This is a genomic window from Bradyrhizobium sp. CB3481, assembly GCF_029714305.1.
In the GTDB taxonomy this organism is placed as follows: domain Bacteria; phylum Pseudomonadota; class Alphaproteobacteria; order Rhizobiales; family Xanthobacteraceae; genus Bradyrhizobium.
This window is the reverse complement of sequence record NZ_CP121647.1, coordinates 1-17,450: the sequence shown is the minus strand read 5'-3', so window position 1 is coordinate 17,450 and position 17,450 is coordinate 1. Positions and strand designations below refer to the sequence as shown.

Genomic DNA, 17,450 nt, shown 5'->3' with positions numbered 1-17,450 from the left:
GGATCTATGGATTGCTTCGCTGCGCTCGCAATGACGGCGGCTGACATGCGCACTTGGGGGCCTAGAAATTGAATCAAGCCGCAATTCGCACTAGGGTCACGCATCGCCGATAACCGCGCGAACGGACCCAACTTGATGCCACTTGCCACCATCGACATTGCCTTCCGAGCCGCCACCGTGGCGCTGCTGCTGGTGCTGGCAGTATCGCTGTATCGCGGCTTCGGCACCGTGCTGGCGGGACGGCTGGCCGCGGCTTTCGCCGTCGGATCGGCGGCGCATGCCGTGACCTCGTCGATCGGCACGGCATCGCCGGCGTCGGGGGCGTTTGCACCCGTGATCGCGCTGGCGACCGGCAATGTGGTTGTCTTCTGGCTGTTTGCCCGCGCGCTGTTCGGCGATGAGTTCAGGTTGCGATGGTGGCATGGGCTGATCTGGATTGCGGTTGTCGTGCTCAGCCTGGCGAATTGCCTGTTCATTGCACCAGCCGCGATGACAGGGAGCAAGGGGACCACCTTCGTCGGCGAAGGGGCGGTGGCCATCTTCTCCACGATGCGAATATTGTTCGTTGCGATCAACGTGATCGCGCTTGGCTTCATCGCGTTGGCGGTTGCGCAGACCATCGCCTCATGGTCGGCCGATCTGGTCGAAGGTCGCCGCCGGGTGCGTGTCTTCATCGTCAGTGCTGCCGCACTCTATGGCGGGCTGAACGCGGTCCTGCAGATCGTGCTGTCCGGCCACGGCGCGTCCGAACTTGCTAATACCTTGAATTCGGCGGCGCTGGCTGCGGTGGTGGGATCGATCGCGATCGCGATGATGCGCGTCGACGGCGCTGATCTGTTTCCGGTCGCGCCCGAATCCAAGGTCGACGCAACCGAAACGGCCGCCGCCGAATCCAGCGCTGCCGACCAGAAACTGATCGACGCGCTGATGCGCCTGATGTCCGACGAGCGCATCTATCGCCACGACAACATCACCATCGGCACGCTCGCGACCCGCCTTGCCATTCCCGAATACCGGCTGCGGCGGCTGATCAACCAGCGGCTCGGCTATCGCAATTTCAATGTGTTTCTCAACGAGCACCGGATTGCGGAGGCGAAGGCGGCGCTCGCTGATCCGAGCCAGGCCGAGGTCCCCGTCATCACCATTGCGATGGATGCCGGCTTCCAGTCGCTCGGCCCGTTCAACCGGGCCTTCAAGGCCATCACCGGCGTTACGCCGACCGAATACCGTCGGCTCAAGGCCAGCGCGGCCTAGCAATCATTTCATTGTTATCATTGATGTATTTTGGAATCGGCGAACCGTTTCGAGCTTTCGGCCAGCGCTAATTCCAGATGTGGCGAGCCTGTCCGCGATAGCCTCGCCATCCTCCGCGGCACGCTCTGATGCGTGCTGCCGGAGGACCCTGTGACCAGACGAAATCTTATTCTCATCCTCGCCGCCTCGACGGCCCTCAGTGGGCTTGCGCTCACAGCCGCCCGCGCCCGCGATGTGCCGAAGGTTGCGACCGGCTTTGTCGCCAATGTGCTTTGCACCGAGACCTTCGTTTCCGGGCTCGATGCGGCGCGGGTGTTCGCGGAGACGACGTCCGCCATGCCGGGTGCGGGCTTGATCTCCTGGGCCCTCGATTACCGCGTCGACCGTGCGCGCAGGGACGTCACCGTGACGCTGCTCGGCCTCGGCCGCAGCCACGCCGTCTATCGCGGCGAAGGCCTCGGCTGCTATCTCGACCACGGTAGCGCAGCAATCGACATTGTGCTGCCGCTGCCCGAGGCCAGGCCGGCGCTGCTGCCGGAAATCGCCGGGCCATCGATCGTGTTGCCGCAGACGGCAAAACTCACCGCAGCGCTCGATCGCGCCTTTGCCGAGCCGGACAAATCTACGCCGCGCAACACCCGCGCGATCGTGGTTCTGAAGGATGGCCGCATCATTGCCGAGCGCTACGCCGAGGGTATCGGTATCGATACGCCGCTGCTCGGCTTCTCCGCGACCAAGTCGGTCATCTCGGCACTGGCCGGCATCCTCGTGCACAAGGGCACGCTGAAGCTGCATGAGCCCGTGCCGATCGTCGCATGGCGCGGCGCCGGCGATGCGAGAGGTGCGATCACGCTCGATCATTTGCTGCGCCACACCGCGGGGCTCGCGCTCGGCAGCTCGCTGCAGGCATCGCTGGCCTCCGCGCTTGAGCCGGTGAATGGCATGAAATTCATGGAGCCGGATATGGCGACATATGCGGAAAGCATGCCGCTGGCCTCCGCACCCGGCGAGACATGGAATTATCACGACGGCAATACCGTCATCCTCGCGCATCTGATCCGTCAGGCCGCCGGTGGCCGCGCCGCCGACATGATGCGCTTTGCACGGCAGGAATTGTTCGAGCCGCTCGGCATGCGCCACGTCACGCTCGAATTCGATGCGTCGGGCAATGCGGACGGCTCGAGCCAGCTGCTGGCCAGCGCGCGCGACTGGGCGCGCTTCGGCCAGCTCTATCTCAATGACGGCATGGCTGGCGGCAAGCGCATCCTGCCTGAGGGTTGGGTGAAGTATTCGGCAACGCCGACGCCGAGCGCCTGGGTGGGGCAGGGAGCGGGGTTCTGGACCAATCAAGGCGACAGTTTTGGCGCGACCTATCGCACCGAGCGCGGCTGGCCGCGCGATGCGTTTTTCGCCAAGGGAACGATCGGCCAGTACGTGATCGTCGTGCCGTCCGAACGGCTAGTGATCGTCCGGCTCGGCCGCTCGCCGAACTGGCCGCCGGAAGCCGACGGCGTGTTCGATCTCGTGCGCGATGTTGTTGCGGCGACGGGAGCCAAAGGAAAGCTGGCGGCCGGGAATTGACGGCGCTCGTCGCCGGCAACCGTCACGCCTTGCCATTTCTCGACCGCGACAGGATCTGGCGCAATGCCTCGATGTTTGGAGAGCCGGCACCCTTACGCCAGATCAGCACTGTGCTGGAGCGGTTCTGGCCTGGCGGCAGGCGATGCACGGTGAGTCGCTTGCTCTCGGGGAAAGTTGTCAGCACACTCTTGGGCAGCAGCGCGATTCCCATGCCGGCGACGATGCAGCCCAACATCGCGTGATAGGAGCCAAGCTCAACGGTCCGCGCCGGCATCTCGCCATGGCTGGCGTACCAGTTCTCCAGCCGCTTGCGGTACGGACAGCCATGCTCGAACGCGATCATCGTGCCGGGAAAGCAACCTTTGCGGCCGACCGGCGGCTGGCCCGCTGCTGACACGATCACGAGCTCCTCCTCGAATGTCGGAATCTTCTCAAACGGCGCGTCCGCAATTGGCTCGGAGACCAGCGCCGCGTCGATCTCGCCGGCAAGGATGGCAGCAGAGAGCGTTACAGGATTGCCAATGCGCAGCTCCAGCGTCACCTCGGGATGGCGACGGCTGTATTCATTGATTGCACTGGGCAGCCTGACGGCGGCCGTGCTTTCCGTCGCGCCGAGGCGGAACACGCCGCGGGGATGCGGGTCCTTGATCGAGGCGCGGGCCTCGTCGGCGAGCGCGAGCAGGCGTTCGGCGTAGCCGAGCAATAATTGGCCCGCCGGCGCGAGATGAAGTCGCTTGCCTTCGCGAATGAAGAGGTCGACGTCCAGATCAAGCTCCAGCTGCCGAATCCGGGTGGTGACGTTGGATTGGACACGGTTGAGCTTGTCGGCCGCGCGGGTGATGCCGCCTTCGCGGACGACCGCGGTGAAGATTCGCAAGTCGGACAGGTCCATCTCTATATCTCAATCTGAGATTAAAAATATCACAACTATTCATTTTATGTGATGAGGAAGCGGGTGTAAATCCTTTGCCGTGAACCGATTACCGGTTGGCGGCACGGAGGATTGTCGATGAGTTGCGGTCACCACGGTCATCCCGTCATCTGGCCTCCATGCTGGGAGGCGCTCTCGCCCGCGCAGCAAGCCACGCTGACCCGTCGACTTGTGCGCCGCGCGCATGCGGCGCGCTCGCGCGCGATTGGCATGCTGCTGCTCGGGTGGGCGCGCGTCCTCAATTATCGGCAGCGCGAGCGCGACCTCGCCACGCTCTCGGCGATGGACGACATGATGCTTAGGGATATCGGCGTGAACCGGTGTCAGCTTCGCGGCGCGATACGGTCGGGAACCGACCTGAAGCCCTCCCGCTAAAAATTGCCCGACGTCTTACACCGCAAGGAAAAATATCATGCCAAAGGCCTATTGGATTGTCCGCGTTTCGGTGCGGGATCAGCAGCGTTATCCTGAATATCTGGCGGCGGCGCGGTCGGCCTTCGAAAAATTTGGCGCCAATTTTATTGTGCGCGGCGGTGCCTTTGAGGTGATGGAAGGCGAGGCGCGCGACCGCAACGTCGTGGTCGAGTTTTCCGATCGCGCGACGGCAAGGGCCTGCTACGACAGCCCGGAATACAGCGCGGCAAAAATCATCCGGCAGAAATATGCCGACGCCGACTTCATCATCATCGAGGGCGCTGCTTGAGCTTACTGCCGCCCCAGCTGTGTGGCCTGCTCGACACGATCAAACCTCTCCAGCGACAGGATCGCATCCGCGAGCTGGTCGGCGCGGCCGTTCAGCACGGGGCGGGCGAGGGTGAGGAATTTCTGCTGCATCGCCTGCGCATCTGGGAACGTATTCGGCTCGCCTGAGGGATCGGCATAGAGCCGCTCGTGCACGCCATCGTCGGTGGTGATCGAGACGCGCGCGCCGAAGGGGTGGGTGCGGCCGATCTCGAGGCGATCGTCCTGCACCACCTCGAACTTGTCGGCGAGCGCGTTGATCGCGGCGTCGCCGAGCCGCTGGTAGTCGTCCCAGCCAAAGCTGCCCTGATCGAGCGCGAGTGCGCCAGTGAAGTACATCGAAAACTGCCCGCCGACGATCGAGGTCGGATGCCGCTTGGTCGGGGCATCGCCCGTCAGCGTGATGCCGTTGCGATGCAGACCGATCTCGACGCGCTTGATCTGGTCCGGCGTCAGATTGTGCTCGCGGCGCATCGCGATCAGCGCATCCAGCGCAGCATGGGTGTAGCGGCAGCTCGGATAGGGCTTTACGCCGATCTTCAGCGTCTCATAGGTCTTGCCGAGGTCGGCGATGGCCTTGTCGGGATGGGCATCGTCGCTGTAGCCAACCAGCAGCCCGTGCTTGCCCTCGACCGATTCGGTCGAGCCGATGAAATTATTTCGTGCCAAGGTCGCGGCGATCACGCCGTTCATCGCGGCGGCGCCGACTTGATAACGCTTGTTCCAGGCGCCGTTGACCAGGAACTGCAGCGAGCCCGCCGCCTGGCTGCCGGAAACGCCGAACGCGGAGATGATCTGGTCCTTGGAGAGGCCGAACAATTTGCCGGCTGCCGCCGCGGCGCCATAGGTTCCGGCGGTCGCGGTCGGGTGGAAGCCGCGCGCATAATGCGAGGTCGGATCGAGCGCGTTGCCGAGCCGGCAGCACACCTCATAACCGGCGACGATAGCCGTCAGCACATCGCGCCCGGAGGCGCCAACCATCTCGCCGACCGCAAAGGCGGCCGGCACCACGGGCGCGCTCGGATGCAGCGAGGAATCGGCATGGGTGTCGTCGAAATCGAGGGAGTGGCCGAGCGCGCCATTGAGCAGCGCAGCGACCGCGGGCGTCCAGGTCTTGGAATCGCCGAACACGGTGGCCTCGCCCTTGCCGTCGAGCGCCAGCGCTTCCAGCATGTTGAGCAGCGAGGGGGTGGATTCCGCATCGCGCCGGGCCCGGATTGCGCTGCCGAGGAAATCAAGCGTCAGTACCTTGGCGCGTTCCAGCACTTCCGGCGGAATATCCGCAAATTTCAGGTCGGCGACATAAGCGGCGAGCGTTGCGGTTTCCTGGGCCATCGTGTTTCCTCGTTTTGCCGGATAGCGTAGGCGGGCCAAAAAGCGCTTTCAAGCCGCCTTCCGGTCGCGCCACCGGCCTTAGCTGACGTCGTTTAGCACAGGCGCGAGGTGCAGTTTCTGGAATGCGGCGCATGATGGCCTTCGCAAAACGCATGCTTGGATCGCTCCGCGACTACAAGACGCAACTCGCGCTGGCGGTCAGGCTCGCGACTGCCGCGGTCGCGGCCTATGCGATCGCCCGCGCGCTGCATCTGATGCTGCCGCTATGGGCGGTGCTGACGTCCCTGATCGTCACCCAGATGAGCGTCGGGCGCTCGCTGAAGGCAACCCGCGATTACATGCTTGGCACGATCGGCGGCGCGTCCTATGGCGGGGCGATTGCGATGCTGATCCCGCATTCCGGCGAGGGCGGATTGCTGGCGCTACTGGTGCTCACGGTCGCACCGATGGCCTTCATCGGTGCCGTCAATCCCAGCCTGAGCGCCGCCACGGTGACGGCCGTGATCGTGCTGCTGGTGCCGGCGATGAACCACGCCAATCCGCTGGATTCCACCATCGACCGGCTGTTCGAGGTCGCTGTCGGCGCGCTCACCGGGCTCGTGGTTTCGTTCCTGGTGCTACCGTCCCGGGCGGTCAGCCAGATCCGTGTCAATGCGGCGCAAATTCTCGAACTGCTGGCGGCCGCCTTCGCCGAACTGCTCGCCGGGCTGACGCGCGGGCTCGACAATGACGCCCTGCACCGGATCCAGGATGGCCTCGGCACGGCGCTGACCAATCTTCATGCGATCGGCAGGGAAGCCGAGCGCGAGCGTGCGGCGCATTTGTCGTCGGGACCGGATACCGGGCCCCTGCTGCGCACCATCCAACGTCTGCGCCATGATGTCGTGATGATCGGCCGCGCCAGCGTCGTGCCGTTGCCGGCCAATGTCCAGGCGCGGCTGGCGCGGCCGCTCGCCGAGGTCAGCCAGGCGATTGTAGGTTATATGCGTATGGTCGCCACATCGCTGCGCAGCGGCACCGGCGCGGTGGACATCGGGCCAGTGGATGCGGCGCTGCAGGCCTATGCCGCCGAGGTCGCCGCGATCCGGAGCGAAGGCTTGATCCGCGGCGTGCCCATCGACGTTGCCGAGAGGTTCTTCGCGCTGGGGTTCTCGCTCGATCAGATGCGGCAGAACCTGAACGATCTCGATCGCTGCCGCGCCGACTGGGGTGAAAAGCCGGCCGGCGCAAAAGGCTAGTCGAGATAGATGTCGAAAACTCGAGCTTCGCCGCATCGCGACGGCGCGATCGTGTGTATTCAGGCCGCAATCTGCCGCAGCAGGGCCGGCACGATCAGCCGGTGAAACGGCATGATGATCGCGAGGTAGGTGCGGCCGAGACGATTATGCGTCTTGACCACCGTCGTCGCGGTGACCTGTCTGGCCTCGCCGGCTGCCGTCACATCCACCACGACACGAAAATCGAGATGGCGATCGTTGAAGCCGGCGATGAGGCGATCAGGCGTTTCGCTCACGACCGGAAAAATGCCGATCATGTCGCGGGGCGCATCCGGATTGGCGCCCGAGGTTTTCAGCCCGAGCGGCGCAACCAGGAAATTGCGCAGCCGCACCAGTAGCTCGGCCCAGCGCGGCTGCCGCGCCATCATCCGCTCCGCGGCGTGGCGGGCGTCGAGATCGCGGTCGCCGACTTCAATGCAGAACGCATCGGCGAACTGCGCGCCGGCCAGCAGCGCGTGGGTATCGACGTCAGGCGTGACTTCGCGGACGGTCATGGGAAGGTGAGCCTGGCCGCCAGCAGGCGGAAGCGCAAGAGCAGAAGCACGGCATAGACCGCCGTCCCGACCGACAGCCCGATCCAGACGCCGACCGCGCCCCACGACGTCCAGAAGCCGAGCCAGCAGGCGCAGGCGAAGCCGATCAGCCAGTAGCTGAGGACCGCGAACAGCAGCGGCACGCGGGTGTCGTTCATGCCGCGCAGCGCGCCGGCGGCAATGGTCTGGATGGCGTCGGCTACAAATAAGGTCGATCCGACCAGCAGCAGCATGGCGGAGAGCTCGGCGGTCGCATCGCTGCTTTCGCCAAGAAAAAGCTGGGCAACGCCAAAACGGCCGAGCATCACGGCGAGCGTCAGGAGGGCGGCGAGGACAATGCCGAGCCACGTCGCGACATAGCCGGCACGCCGGACCGCGCCAGCATCGGCACGGCCGATGGCGTGGCCAACACGAACGGTGGCGGCCATGCTGATGCCGAACGGCACCATGTACAGAATAGCCGCGACCTGCAGCGCGATCTGGTGCGCCGCCAGCGCCGTCGTGCTGATCAGGCCCATCAGGAGGCCGGCGGCGCCGAACAGGCCGTATTCGAGCAGGAAGGAGATCGAGATCGGCGCGCCGACGACAATCAGTTTCCACATCAGCGGCCAGTCGACGCGCCAGAAATGGCCGAACACGTGATACTTCCGGAACGGCCGGCGGTAAGCAGCAAACCACACGGCCGCCAGGAACGTGCCGACATTGACGATCGAGGTCGCCAGCCCCGCGCCGAACAGGCCGAGCTGCGGCAGGCCGAACGCACCGAACAGCAAGAGATAGACCAGCAGCGCATTGGCCGGGATCGCGGCCAGCGTGATCCACAGGATCGGCTCGGGCCGCTTGATCGCGCTCATGAAGCCGCGGATCGCCATGAACCACAGCGCCGGCAGGATGGTCCAGACCAGGCCGGCGAGATATTCCTGCGCCAGATGCGCGGTCGTCGGCGCCTGGCCCAGCATCAGCAGGACCTGCTCGGCCCAGAACCGGAGCGCCATCAGCGGCAGCGAGATCAATAGCGCGGCCCACAGGCCGACGCGCAGCGAACGGCGGATCAGATGCGGATCGCGCGCGCCAAAGGCCTGCGCGGCCAGCGGCGCGACCGCGGATACAAGGCCCATGCCGAAGGTGAAGCTGACGAACAGCACGGTATGCGCCAGCGCCGCCGCAGCCACGGCCTCCGCGCCGAGACGCCCGATCATGGCAATGTCGGTTGTCATCATCGCGATCTGCCCGAGCTGGGTCAGTGCGATCGGCACCGCAAGCTTCAGCGTCTCCGCAAGCTCGAGCGCGAGATGGCGGCCGGGCACGGCCGCGGAAACAGGCGGCGCGGCCGATGCGCGTTCAATCTTGTCGAGCGAGGTCATTGCAGGAGATTAGAACATGATCGGTTCTGATTGAATCAGAACCGACGCTCTACCTTTGATTTTGACACGTTTTCTTCACGCGAGCTGGGAACCGCTTCGCTTGCAGACGCTATAGCACCGCGGAGAGAGCCGAGAAAGTAACGGCGCTTTCCGCGCCTATCCGCCGGTCCGTGCCGGCACGCGCGTGATCCGCGCCCCCAGCGCATTGAGCCGTTCCTCGATGCGCTCATAGCCGCGCTCGATCTGGTCGGCGTTGTTGATCGTGGATGTGCCCTCGGCGGCAACCGCCGCCAGCAGCATCGCCATCCCGGCGCGGATATCGGGCGAGGTCATCGGCGCGCCGCGCAGCCGGCTCGGGCCCGCCACAATGGCGCGGTGCGGATCGCACAGCACGATCCGGGCGCCCATCGAGATCAGCTTGTCGACGAAGAACATTCGCGACTCGAACATCTTTTCGAACATCAGGATCACGCCGTCGCACTGCGTCGCCGTCACGATCGCAATCGACATCAGGTCGGCCGGGAAGGCCGGCCAGGGCTGGTCTTCGAGCTTCGGCACGTGGCCGCCGAAATCGTCGTGGATCTTCATCGTCTGACCGGAGGGCACCACGAGGTCGTCGCCCTCGACGCCGCAGACGATGCCGAGCCGCTCAAAGCCCATTCGGATCGAGCGCAGATGTTCGACGCCGGCTTTCGCAATGCGCAGCGGCGAGCGGGTCACCGCGGCCAGCCCGATCAGCGAGCCGACCTCGATATGGTCGGGCTGGATCGAATAGCTGGTGCCGCCGAGCGTCGCCGGGCCGTGCACGATGATGGTGTTGGTACCGATGCCCTCGATCTTGGCGCCGAGCGCGACCAGGAAATGCGCGAGATCCTGCACATGCGGCTCGGAAGCGGCGTTGCGCAGATAGGTGGTGCCGTGAGCGGCTACCGCTGCGACCAGCGCGTTTTCGGTGGCGGTGACGCTGGGCTCGTCGAGGAAGACGTCGGCGCCGTTCAGGCGCGAGGCGCGAAACTCCAGCCGGTGGGTGGCGGTGACGGTGGCACCTAACTGCTCGAAGGCGAGGAAATGGGTGTCGAGGCGGCGCCGTCCGATCACGTCGCCGCCGGGCGGCGGCAGCGCCACCTCGCCGCAGCGGGCGAGCAGCGGCCCGGCGAGCAGGATCGAGGCGCGGATCCGCGCGCAGAGCTCGGGATCGAGGTCGGCGGCGCTGATATCCTTGGCATGAATAGCCAGCGTGTTGCGTTCCTTCCACTCGGCCGAGGCGCCGACCGAGCGGATCAGTTCGACCAGCGTCTCGGTGTCGCGGATGCGCGGCACGTTGTCCAGCGTCACCGGGTGCTCGGTGAGCAGGGCGGCGGCGATGATCGGCAACGCCGAGTTCTTGTTGCCGGACGGCTCGATGGTTCCGGAGAGCCGGTGGCCGCCTTCAACGATGTATTGGATGGGCGACACGGGCGTACGCTGCCTCACACGTCGACGTTGGCGCTGAGCGAATTATCCTGGATGAATTCGCGGCGCGGCTCGACTACGTCGCCCATCAGCTTGGTGAAGATGTCGTCGGCCTCGTCGACCTCCTTGACCTTCACCTGCAGCAGCGAGCGCTCGTTGACATCGAGCGTGGTCTCCCAGAGCTGATCGGGGTTCATCTCGCCAAGACCTTTGTAGCGCTGCAGCGCCACGCCCTTGCGGCCAGCGTCGGTCACCGCCTCGAACAGGCTGACGGGGCCGTGGATCGCGGTCTCCGCATCCTTGCGGCGCAACAGCCCGGGCTTGGGGTAAGCCTCCTGAAGTCTCGCGGCGTAATCGTCGAGCTTGCGCGCATCCGCCGAGCCGAGCAGGGCTTCGTCGATGATGGCGACGTCCTTGACGCCGCGGATGGTGCGTTCGAAGAAGAAGCCTTCGCCTTCGGCGAAACGGCCGGTCCAGCCACGCTCGACCTCGTCGGCCAGCGCATCAAGGCGCTTGGCGATATAGTCGGCGGCCGCATTGGCGGTGGCGATGTCGGCCGTGATCTTGGGGCTCAAGACGCCTGCGATCGCTGCCTGCTCGACCACCTTGCGGTTATAGCGACTGTGCAGATTGTTGAGGATGCCGCGGATGACGCGCGCATCTTCCACCAGCGACAGCAGGTCGCGGCCGGCGCGCTCCGATCCCGATGCCGGCTTGAAGACGCAGTCGTCGAGGCCGGTCGCGATCAGATAATCTTCCAGCGCGCGCTCGTCCTTCAGGTACTGCTCGGACTTGCCGCGGGTCACCTTGTAGAGTGGCGGCTGCGCGATATAGAGATGGCCGCGGTCGATCAGTTCGCGCATCTGCCGATAGAAGAAGGTCAGTAGCAGCGTGCGGATGTGGGCGCCGTCGACGTCGGCGTCCGTCATCACGATGATCTTGTGGTAGCGCAGCTTGTCGGCCGAGAAATCGTCGCTGATGCCGGTGCCGAGCGCGGTGATCAGGGTGCCGATCTGCTCCGACGACAGCATCTTGTCGGTGCGCACGCGCTCGACGTTGAGGATCTTGCCGCGCAGCGGCAGCACCGCCTGGAATTCGCGGTTGCGGCCCTGCTTGGCGCTGCCGCCGGCCGAGTCGCCCTCGACGATGAACAGTTCGGACTTGGCCGGATCCTTTTCCTGACAGTCGGCGAGCTTGCCGGGCAGCGAGGAGACGCTGAGCGGGCTCTTGCGCGTCAGTTCGCGTGCCTTGCGGGCGGCTTCGCGCGCCGCGGCCGCCTGAATCACCTTGCCGACGATGACCTTGGCTTCGCTCGGATGCTCCTCGAACCAAGCGGCGAGCGCTTCGTTGAGCACGTTCTCGACCACCGGGCGAACTTCCGAGGACACCAGCTTGTCCTTGGTCTGCGACGAAAATTTCGGATCCGGCACTTTCACCGACAGCACGGCGGTGAGGCCTTCGCGGCAGTCGTCGCCGGTCAGCGCGATCTTTTCCTTCTTCGCGTTGGCATCGGCATAGCCGTTGACCTGGCGCGTCAGCGCGCCGCGGAAGCCGGCGAGATGGGTGCCGCCGTCGCGCTGTGGGATGTTGTTGGTGAAGCACAGCACGTTCTCATGGTAGCTGTCGTTCCACCACAGCGCGGCCTCGACGCCGATGCCGTTGGCTTCCGACCGCACCATGATCGGGACCGGCACGATCGCCTTCTTGTTGCGGTCGAGATATTTGACGAATTCCTCGACGCCGCCGTCGTAGCGCATCTCCTCGCGCTTCTCGACCGCGTGACGCATGTCGGAGAGGATGATGTGGACGCCGGAATTGAGGAAGGCGAGTTCGCGCAGCCGGTGTTCCAGCGTCGCGAAATCATATTCGATGTTCTTGAAGGTCTCGGACGAGGCAAGGAAGGTAACCTCGGTGCCGCGCTTGCCCTTGGCCTCGCCGACCACCTTCAAGGGTGCCAGCGAGTCGCCATGGGCGAACTCGACGAAATGTTCCTTGTCGTCGCGCCAGACCCGCAGCTTCAGCGAGCTCGACAGCGCGTTGACGACGGAAACGCCGACGCCGTGCAGGCCGCCGGAAACCTTGTAGGAGTTTTGGTCGAACTTACCGCCGGCATGGAGCTGGGTCATGATGACCTCGGCGGCGGAGATGCCTTCGCCCTTATGGATGTCGACCGGAATGCCGCGGCCGTCGTCGCGCACGGTGACGGAATTGTCCGCGTTCAGGACGACGTCGACGCGCGTGGCGTGGCCTGCGAGCGCCTCGTCGATCGCGTTGTCGACGACTTCATAGACCATATGGTGCAGGCCGGAACCGTCATCGGTGTCGCCGATATACATGCCCGGCCGCTTGCGAACGGCATCGAGGCCCTTCAACACTCGGATCGATTCCGCGCCGTACTCGACCGGAATTGGATGCTCAGTGTCGGCAGGGGTCTGCCGGGCAGGTTCTGTCATGTGAAGCCTTCGAGGATGTCCCGAATCAGCTGCGCAATATGAGGCGCTGATCGATCTATTTGTGCCATGAAAGAGGCATCGCGCCTAGCGCAATCTCTCCTTCCGCAAGTCTTTGAATAAATGGTGATTTTTTACTCTTTTTCAAGGTGTTCGAGGGCCGATTCTGCAGGCGTCGAAAAGCGCGATTCGAGCCTCGATTCTGCGCCCCTGAGGGAACGATTTTCGAGGGCTCCGGCGGCCGCCGTGGGCCTCAGGCGCGACGGCGGACCTGGCCGGATTCGACATCGAAAATCTCGCCGCCAGAGCCGATGTCGACGAATGCCGCTGGGTCGGCGCCGGTCATCCAGACCTGCGCGCCGAGCTTTGCCAGTTCGTCGAACAGCGCCTTGCGCCTGACGGGATCGAGATGGGCGACGACCTCGTCGAGCAGCAGCAGCGGGACGATGCCGGTCATCTCCGCAACGAGCGTCGCGTGGGCTAGCACCAGTCCGATCAGCAGCGCCTTCTGTTCGCCGGTGGAGGCGTCGCGCGCCGGCATGTTCTTCGGCGCATAGACCACCTGCAGGTCCGTGAGGTGAGGGCCGTCAAGCGTGCGGCCGGCCGCGGCATCGCGGGCGCGGCCGGCGCGCAGGATCTCGCGGTAACGATCTTCCACCGCGGTGGCCGGCTCATTGACGAGGGCGTTTTCCATCCAGCCATCGAGCGCGATTTGCGCGGAAGGAAAGGCGGAGGCGGCGCCGCGCTCGCTGAGCATTGCAGCCAGCCGCGTCACGGTCTGGCCGCGCGTCGCAGCAACCGCGACCGCAAGCTCGGCGGTCTCGCGCTCGATCGCGTCGCACCAATGGTCGTCGTAGTTGCGCACTTCGAGCAGGCGGTTGCGCGAGCGCAGCGAACGCTCCAGTGCCGAGACGCGGCTGGAGTGCTCGCTGTCGATCGCCAGCACCAGACGGTCGAAGAATCGGCGGCGCTCGGAAGCGGCGCCGAGAAACAGCCCGTCCATCGTCGGCGTCAGCCACACCATGCGCAAATGGTCGCCGAACGCATTTGCCGAACCGACGGGCTCGCGGTCGATCCGGCAGCGCCGGCTGGTGGAAGCGCCTTCCACACCCGGCGTGTCGATGCCGGTGCCGAGCGTCGCAAGCCCCAGCGCACCTTCGACCTCGGCGGCGACCGCCCAGGAGCCGTCACCCTGGTTGTCGGCGACATCCTCCAGCGTCGCGCGCCGCAGCCCGCGCCCCGGCGAAAGAAACGAGATCGCCTCCAGGCAATTGGTCTTGCCGGCACCGTTCGGTCCAACCAGCACCACGAGGTCGCCGCGCGTCTGCACACTTCCCGCGCGGTAGTTGCGGAAGTGCGTCAGCGAGAGACGGTGGATGCGGGAGGGGGTCATATAAACTGTCATTGCCGGAGCGTCGCAAAAATGGCGGCGACTTCTGGTGTCATCATCCGCGAAGGCGGATGATCCAGTACGCCGAGCTGCTCAACGTTTTCGCCGGCGCCGGCGATTACTGGATACCCGCCTTCGCAGGTACGACAGCTGTTTTTTGTCGGGCACCACCCTCTCCCACAAGGGGAGAGGGGACTTCAGCGTCCTTGTCGCCGGACGTGCTCACACCCGCATCGGCATCAGCACGTAGAGTGCGCCCTTGTTGTCCTTGTCCTGCACCAGCGTCGGCGAGCCGGGGTCGGCCAGCCGCAGCACGGCGACTTCGCCTTCGATCTGGGCGGCGATGTCGAGCAGATAGCGTGAGTTGAAGCCGATATCGAGCGCGTCGGAGGCGTATTCGACTTCCAGCTCTTCGGTGGCGCTGCCGGAATCCGGGTTGGTCACGGACAGCACCAGCTTGCCTGCGGACAATGCGAGTTTTACGGCGCGGCCGCGCTCGCTGGAGATGGTCGAAACGCGGTCGACCGCAGCCTCGAAATCCTTCTTGTCGACGATCAGTTCCTTGTCGTTGTTCTGCGGAATGACGCGGCCATAATCCGGGAAGGTTCCGTCGATCAGCTTCGAGGTCAGGACGACATTGCCGAGGGTAAAGCGGATCTTGCCCTGCGACAGCTCGATCTTGATCTCGGCTTCATTGTCCTCGATCAGCCGCTGCACCTCGCCGACCGTCTTGCGCGGCACGATCACGCCGGGCATGCCGGTCGCCCCAGAGGGCAGCGCCAGATCGATCTGCGCCAGGCGGTGGCCATCGGTCGCCACCCCGCGCAGCGTCGCGGCCTTGGCGCTGCCGGCGGTGTGCAGGTAGATGCCGTTAAGGTAGTAGCGGGTCTCTTCGGTCGAGATCGCAAACTGCGTGCGGTCGATCAGGCGCTTGACGTCGGAGGCGGGAAGCGCGAACGAGTGCGTCATGTCGCCGGCGGCAAGGTCCGGAAAGTCGCTTTCGGGCAGGGTCTGCAGCGTGAAGCGCGAGCGGCCGGCGCGGATCGCCATCACCGAACGGTCGCCGTCGGCTTCCAGCACGATCTGCGCGCCGTCAGGCAGCTTGCGGACGATGTCGTAGAACATGTGCGCCGGCACCGTGGTGGAGCCGCCGGTTGCCGTCTCCGCCGCCAGCGTTTCAGTGACCTCCAGATCGAGGTCGGTCGCCTTCAGCGACAGCCGGGCATTTTCGGCGCGCAGCAGCACGTTGCCGAGGATCGGGATGGTGTTGCGGCGCTCGACCACGCGATGGACGTGACCCAGCGATTTCAAGAGTTGCGCGCGTTCGACGGTGACCTTCATTGCAATACCCGCCAGAGATGGAAAAGCCGGGCGGCCTCTCAAAGGCAGCGCCGCGGCATTGGAAACCCGAAAAGCCGGATCAGGATCGAATTTGATCAAACCCCCGGGGGGACCGCAAGTTGGCGCGGATGGCCCGCCGGTGCAAGGGAGACAGGCCCCGTTCCCCCACTTTTGGGGCGAAAAATGCCGGCAGAAAAAAATTCTCCCGCCCCGCCCAACTCGGGTTTACCCGAGTTGGGCTGGAAATTATCGAAGTCGGATAAATCCGACTTCGATTGGATCAGGGCGGGAGAGGCTGGGGAGGAGCCAAAGTCCTGGAGCCAAGTCCTGGAGGAGGAGCCGGCTCTGTTCCTCTGGATTGCTGCCCGCGCTATTCCTGCAATTGGCGCTTCAGCGACTCGACCTCTTCGGAGAGGGCGGTGTCCCGGGCCACCAGCGCCTCGATCTTGCGCACGGCATGCAGCACAGTGGTGTGGTCGCGCCCGCCGAACCGGCGGCCGATCTCGGGCAGCGAACGCAGCGTCAGCGTCTTGGCCAGATACATCGCCACCTGGCGCGGGCGAACCACGTTCGCCGTCCGCCGCGACGACAGCAAGTCCGAGCGGCTGACATTGTACTGCCGGGCAACCACGCGCTGGATGTCCTCGATCTTGATCCGCTTGGGTTCCTGCGGCCGGATCAGGTCGCGCACCTCGCGCTCGGCCATCTCCAGCGTCACCGGCTGGTTGTTGAGCTTGGAGTGCGCGAGCAGGCGATTGATCGCGCCTTCGAGATCGCGGCCGTTATGGGTGATGGTGCGCGCCAGATAATCCAGCACCGCTTCCGGCACGTCGAAGGTCGCGTGATGCGCGCGGGCGGCCGCCACACGCGACTTCAGGATTCCGAGCCGCAGATCTTCGCCGAGCGAGCCCATCTCGACCACGAGGCCGCCGGCCAGCCGCGACCGCACGCGGTCGTCGAGGCTTTCGAGATCGGACGGCGGACGGTCGGCCGCGATCACCACCTGGCGGCCGGCATCGATCAGCGCGTTCAGCGTGTGACAGAACTCCGCCTGGGTCGACTTGCCCTGCAGGAACTGCAGATCGTCGATGACAAGCACGTCGATGCCGCGCAGCGCTTCCTTGAACGCCAGCGCCGTCTGCGTCTTCAGCGCGGCGACGAAGCCGTACATGAATTTCTCGGCGGTGAGATACAGCACCTTGCGTTCGCCGCCCGAATTGCCGGCCCAGGTCACGGCCTGCAACAGATGGGTTTTACCGAGGCCGACGCCGGCGTGAATATAGAGCGGGTTGAACATCACGGGGTCGCCGCGGCGGCCCTCGGCGACCTGGCGCGCGGCGGCGTGGGCCAGCGTGTTGGAGCGGCCGATCACGAAGCTCGCAAAGGTCAGGCGCGGGTCGAGCGGCGAGCCGCCGAGCGCATCATGGCTGGCGGATACCGGCGCGGTTGCGGTCGCGCGCAGTTCAGCCGCGGGCCGACCGTTGGCCTGCTCGACGCGGCGCTGGTCGGCCGGCGCGGCCGTGTCCTTTGCCGGCGCGGTCGAGCGCATGGCGGAGCGCACGGTGAGATCGATCCGGTGCACTTCCGGCATCTCGGCCTGCCAGCAGGTCAGAACGCGGTCGGCATAATGCGCCTGAATCCAGCTCTTGAGGAACCGCGTCGGCACCGACAGATGCACGGCCTCGTCCTGCACGCCTTCTAGATCCATGCGCGCAAACCAGCTGGTGTAGACGTCCTCGCCCACACTCGTCCGCAACCGTCCCTTCACGCGCGACCAGCGATCCTGTTCTGTATTTGTCAT

Annotated in this window: 14 protein-coding genes; 5 read left to right on the top strand and 9 right to left on the bottom strand. The window is 65.1% G+C overall.

Annotated elements, in window-relative coordinates; all coding sequences use genetic code 11:
* The first annotated feature begins 135 nt into the window (after positions 1 to 135).
* Positions 136 to 1,254, top strand: a complete 1,119-nt coding sequence (locus tag QA643_RS00070; RefSeq protein WP_283031197.1) for a helix-turn-helix domain-containing protein — start codon at positions 136 to 138, stop codon at positions 1,252 to 1,254.
* 150 nt (positions 1,255 to 1,404) lie between these two features.
* Positions 1,405 to 2,835 (top strand): serine hydrolase, encoded by a 1,431-nt coding sequence (locus tag QA643_RS00065; protein ID WP_283031196.1) that lies wholly within the window; start codon positions 1,405 to 1,407, stop codon positions 2,833 to 2,835.
* A gap of 22 nt (positions 2,836 to 2,857) precedes the next feature.
* Here the strand turns inward: QA643_RS00065 and QA643_RS00060 are convergent, their stop codons facing one another.
* The gene (locus QA643_RS00060) at positions 2,858 to 3,727 is read right to left on the bottom strand and encodes a LysR family transcriptional regulator (protein ID WP_283031195.1); all 870 of its coding nucleotides are present in this window, start codon (positions 3,725 to 3,727) and stop codon (positions 2,858 to 2,860) included.
* A gap of 117 nt (positions 3,728 to 3,844) precedes the next feature.
* On the opposite strand from QA643_RS00060, the gene QA643_RS00055 reads away from it, so the two are divergent.
* On the top strand, positions 3,845 to 4,141 hold the full coding sequence (locus QA643_RS00055) for a DUF1127 domain-containing protein (RefSeq protein ID WP_283031194.1): 297 nt from the start codon (positions 3,845 to 3,847) through the stop codon (positions 4,139 to 4,141).
* A gap of 37 nt (positions 4,142 to 4,178) precedes the next feature.
* Positions 4,179 to 4,469, top strand: coding sequence for a DUF1330 domain-containing protein (locus tag QA643_RS00050; RefSeq protein ID WP_283031193.1), 291 nt, complete (start codon positions 4,179 to 4,181; stop codon positions 4,467 to 4,469).
* A gap of 2 nt (positions 4,470 to 4,471) precedes the next feature.
* Here the strand turns inward: QA643_RS00050 and QA643_RS00045 are convergent, their stop codons facing one another.
* On the bottom strand, positions 4,472 to 5,842 hold the full coding sequence (locus QA643_RS00045) for an MmgE/PrpD family protein (protein WP_283031192.1): 1,371 nt from the start codon (positions 5,840 to 5,842) through the stop codon (positions 4,472 to 4,474).
* A gap of 134 nt (positions 5,843 to 5,976) precedes the next feature.
* Here QA643_RS00045 and QA643_RS00040 point away from each other — a divergent pair, with 134 nt between their 5' ends.
* A complete protein-coding gene (locus QA643_RS00040) occupies positions 5,977 to 7,080 on the top strand; it encodes an FUSC family protein (protein WP_283035067.1) in 1,104 nt (367 codons plus the stop codon).
* A 59-nt stretch (positions 7,081 to 7,139) separates the two neighbouring features.
* Here QA643_RS00040 and QA643_RS00035 read toward each other — a convergent pair whose 3' ends face one another.
* From QA643_RS00035 to dnaA, 7 genes are all read right to left on the bottom strand, one after another.
* The gene (locus QA643_RS00035) at positions 7,140 to 7,613 is read right to left on the bottom strand and encodes a DUF2867 domain-containing protein (protein ID WP_283031191.1); all 474 of its coding nucleotides are present in this window, start codon (positions 7,611 to 7,613) and stop codon (positions 7,140 to 7,142) included.
* Positions 7,610 to 9,016: an MATE family efflux transporter gene (locus tag QA643_RS00030; protein WP_283031190.1), complete on the bottom strand. Its 1,407-nt coding sequence runs from the start codon at positions 9,014 to 9,016 to the stop codon at positions 7,610 to 7,612. The genes QA643_RS00035 and QA643_RS00030 overlap by 4 nt, the downstream gene beginning before the upstream one ends.
* Positions 9,017 to 9,172: 156 nt before the next feature.
* Positions 9,173 to 10,471: a UDP-N-acetylglucosamine 1-carboxyvinyltransferase gene (gene murA, locus QA643_RS00025; protein ID WP_283031189.1), complete on the bottom strand. Its 1,299-nt coding sequence runs from the start codon at positions 10,469 to 10,471 to the stop codon at positions 9,173 to 9,175.
* A 14-nt stretch (positions 10,472 to 10,485) separates the two neighbouring features.
* Entirely contained in the window at positions 10,486 to 12,921 is a 2,436-nt protein-coding gene (gene gyrB, locus QA643_RS00020; RefSeq protein ID WP_283031188.1) for a DNA topoisomerase (ATP-hydrolyzing) subunit B, read from the bottom strand.
* Between the two features lie 250 nt (positions 12,922 to 13,171).
* Complete coding sequence (recF, locus tag QA643_RS00015) at positions 13,172 to 14,311, bottom strand: DNA replication/repair protein RecF (RefSeq protein ID WP_283031187.1); 1,140 nt, start codon at positions 14,309 to 14,311, stop codon at positions 13,172 to 13,174.
* Positions 14,312 to 14,530: 219 nt separating this feature from the next.
* Positions 14,531 to 15,649, bottom strand: coding sequence for a DNA polymerase III subunit beta (gene dnaN / locus QA643_RS00010; RefSeq protein WP_283031186.1), 1,119 nt, complete (start codon positions 15,647 to 15,649; stop codon positions 14,531 to 14,533).
* A 370-nt stretch (positions 15,650 to 16,019) separates the two neighbouring features.
* Entirely contained in the window at positions 16,020 to 17,450 is a 1,431-nt protein-coding gene (gene dnaA / locus QA643_RS00005) for a chromosomal replication initiator protein DnaA (RefSeq protein WP_283031185.1), read from the bottom strand.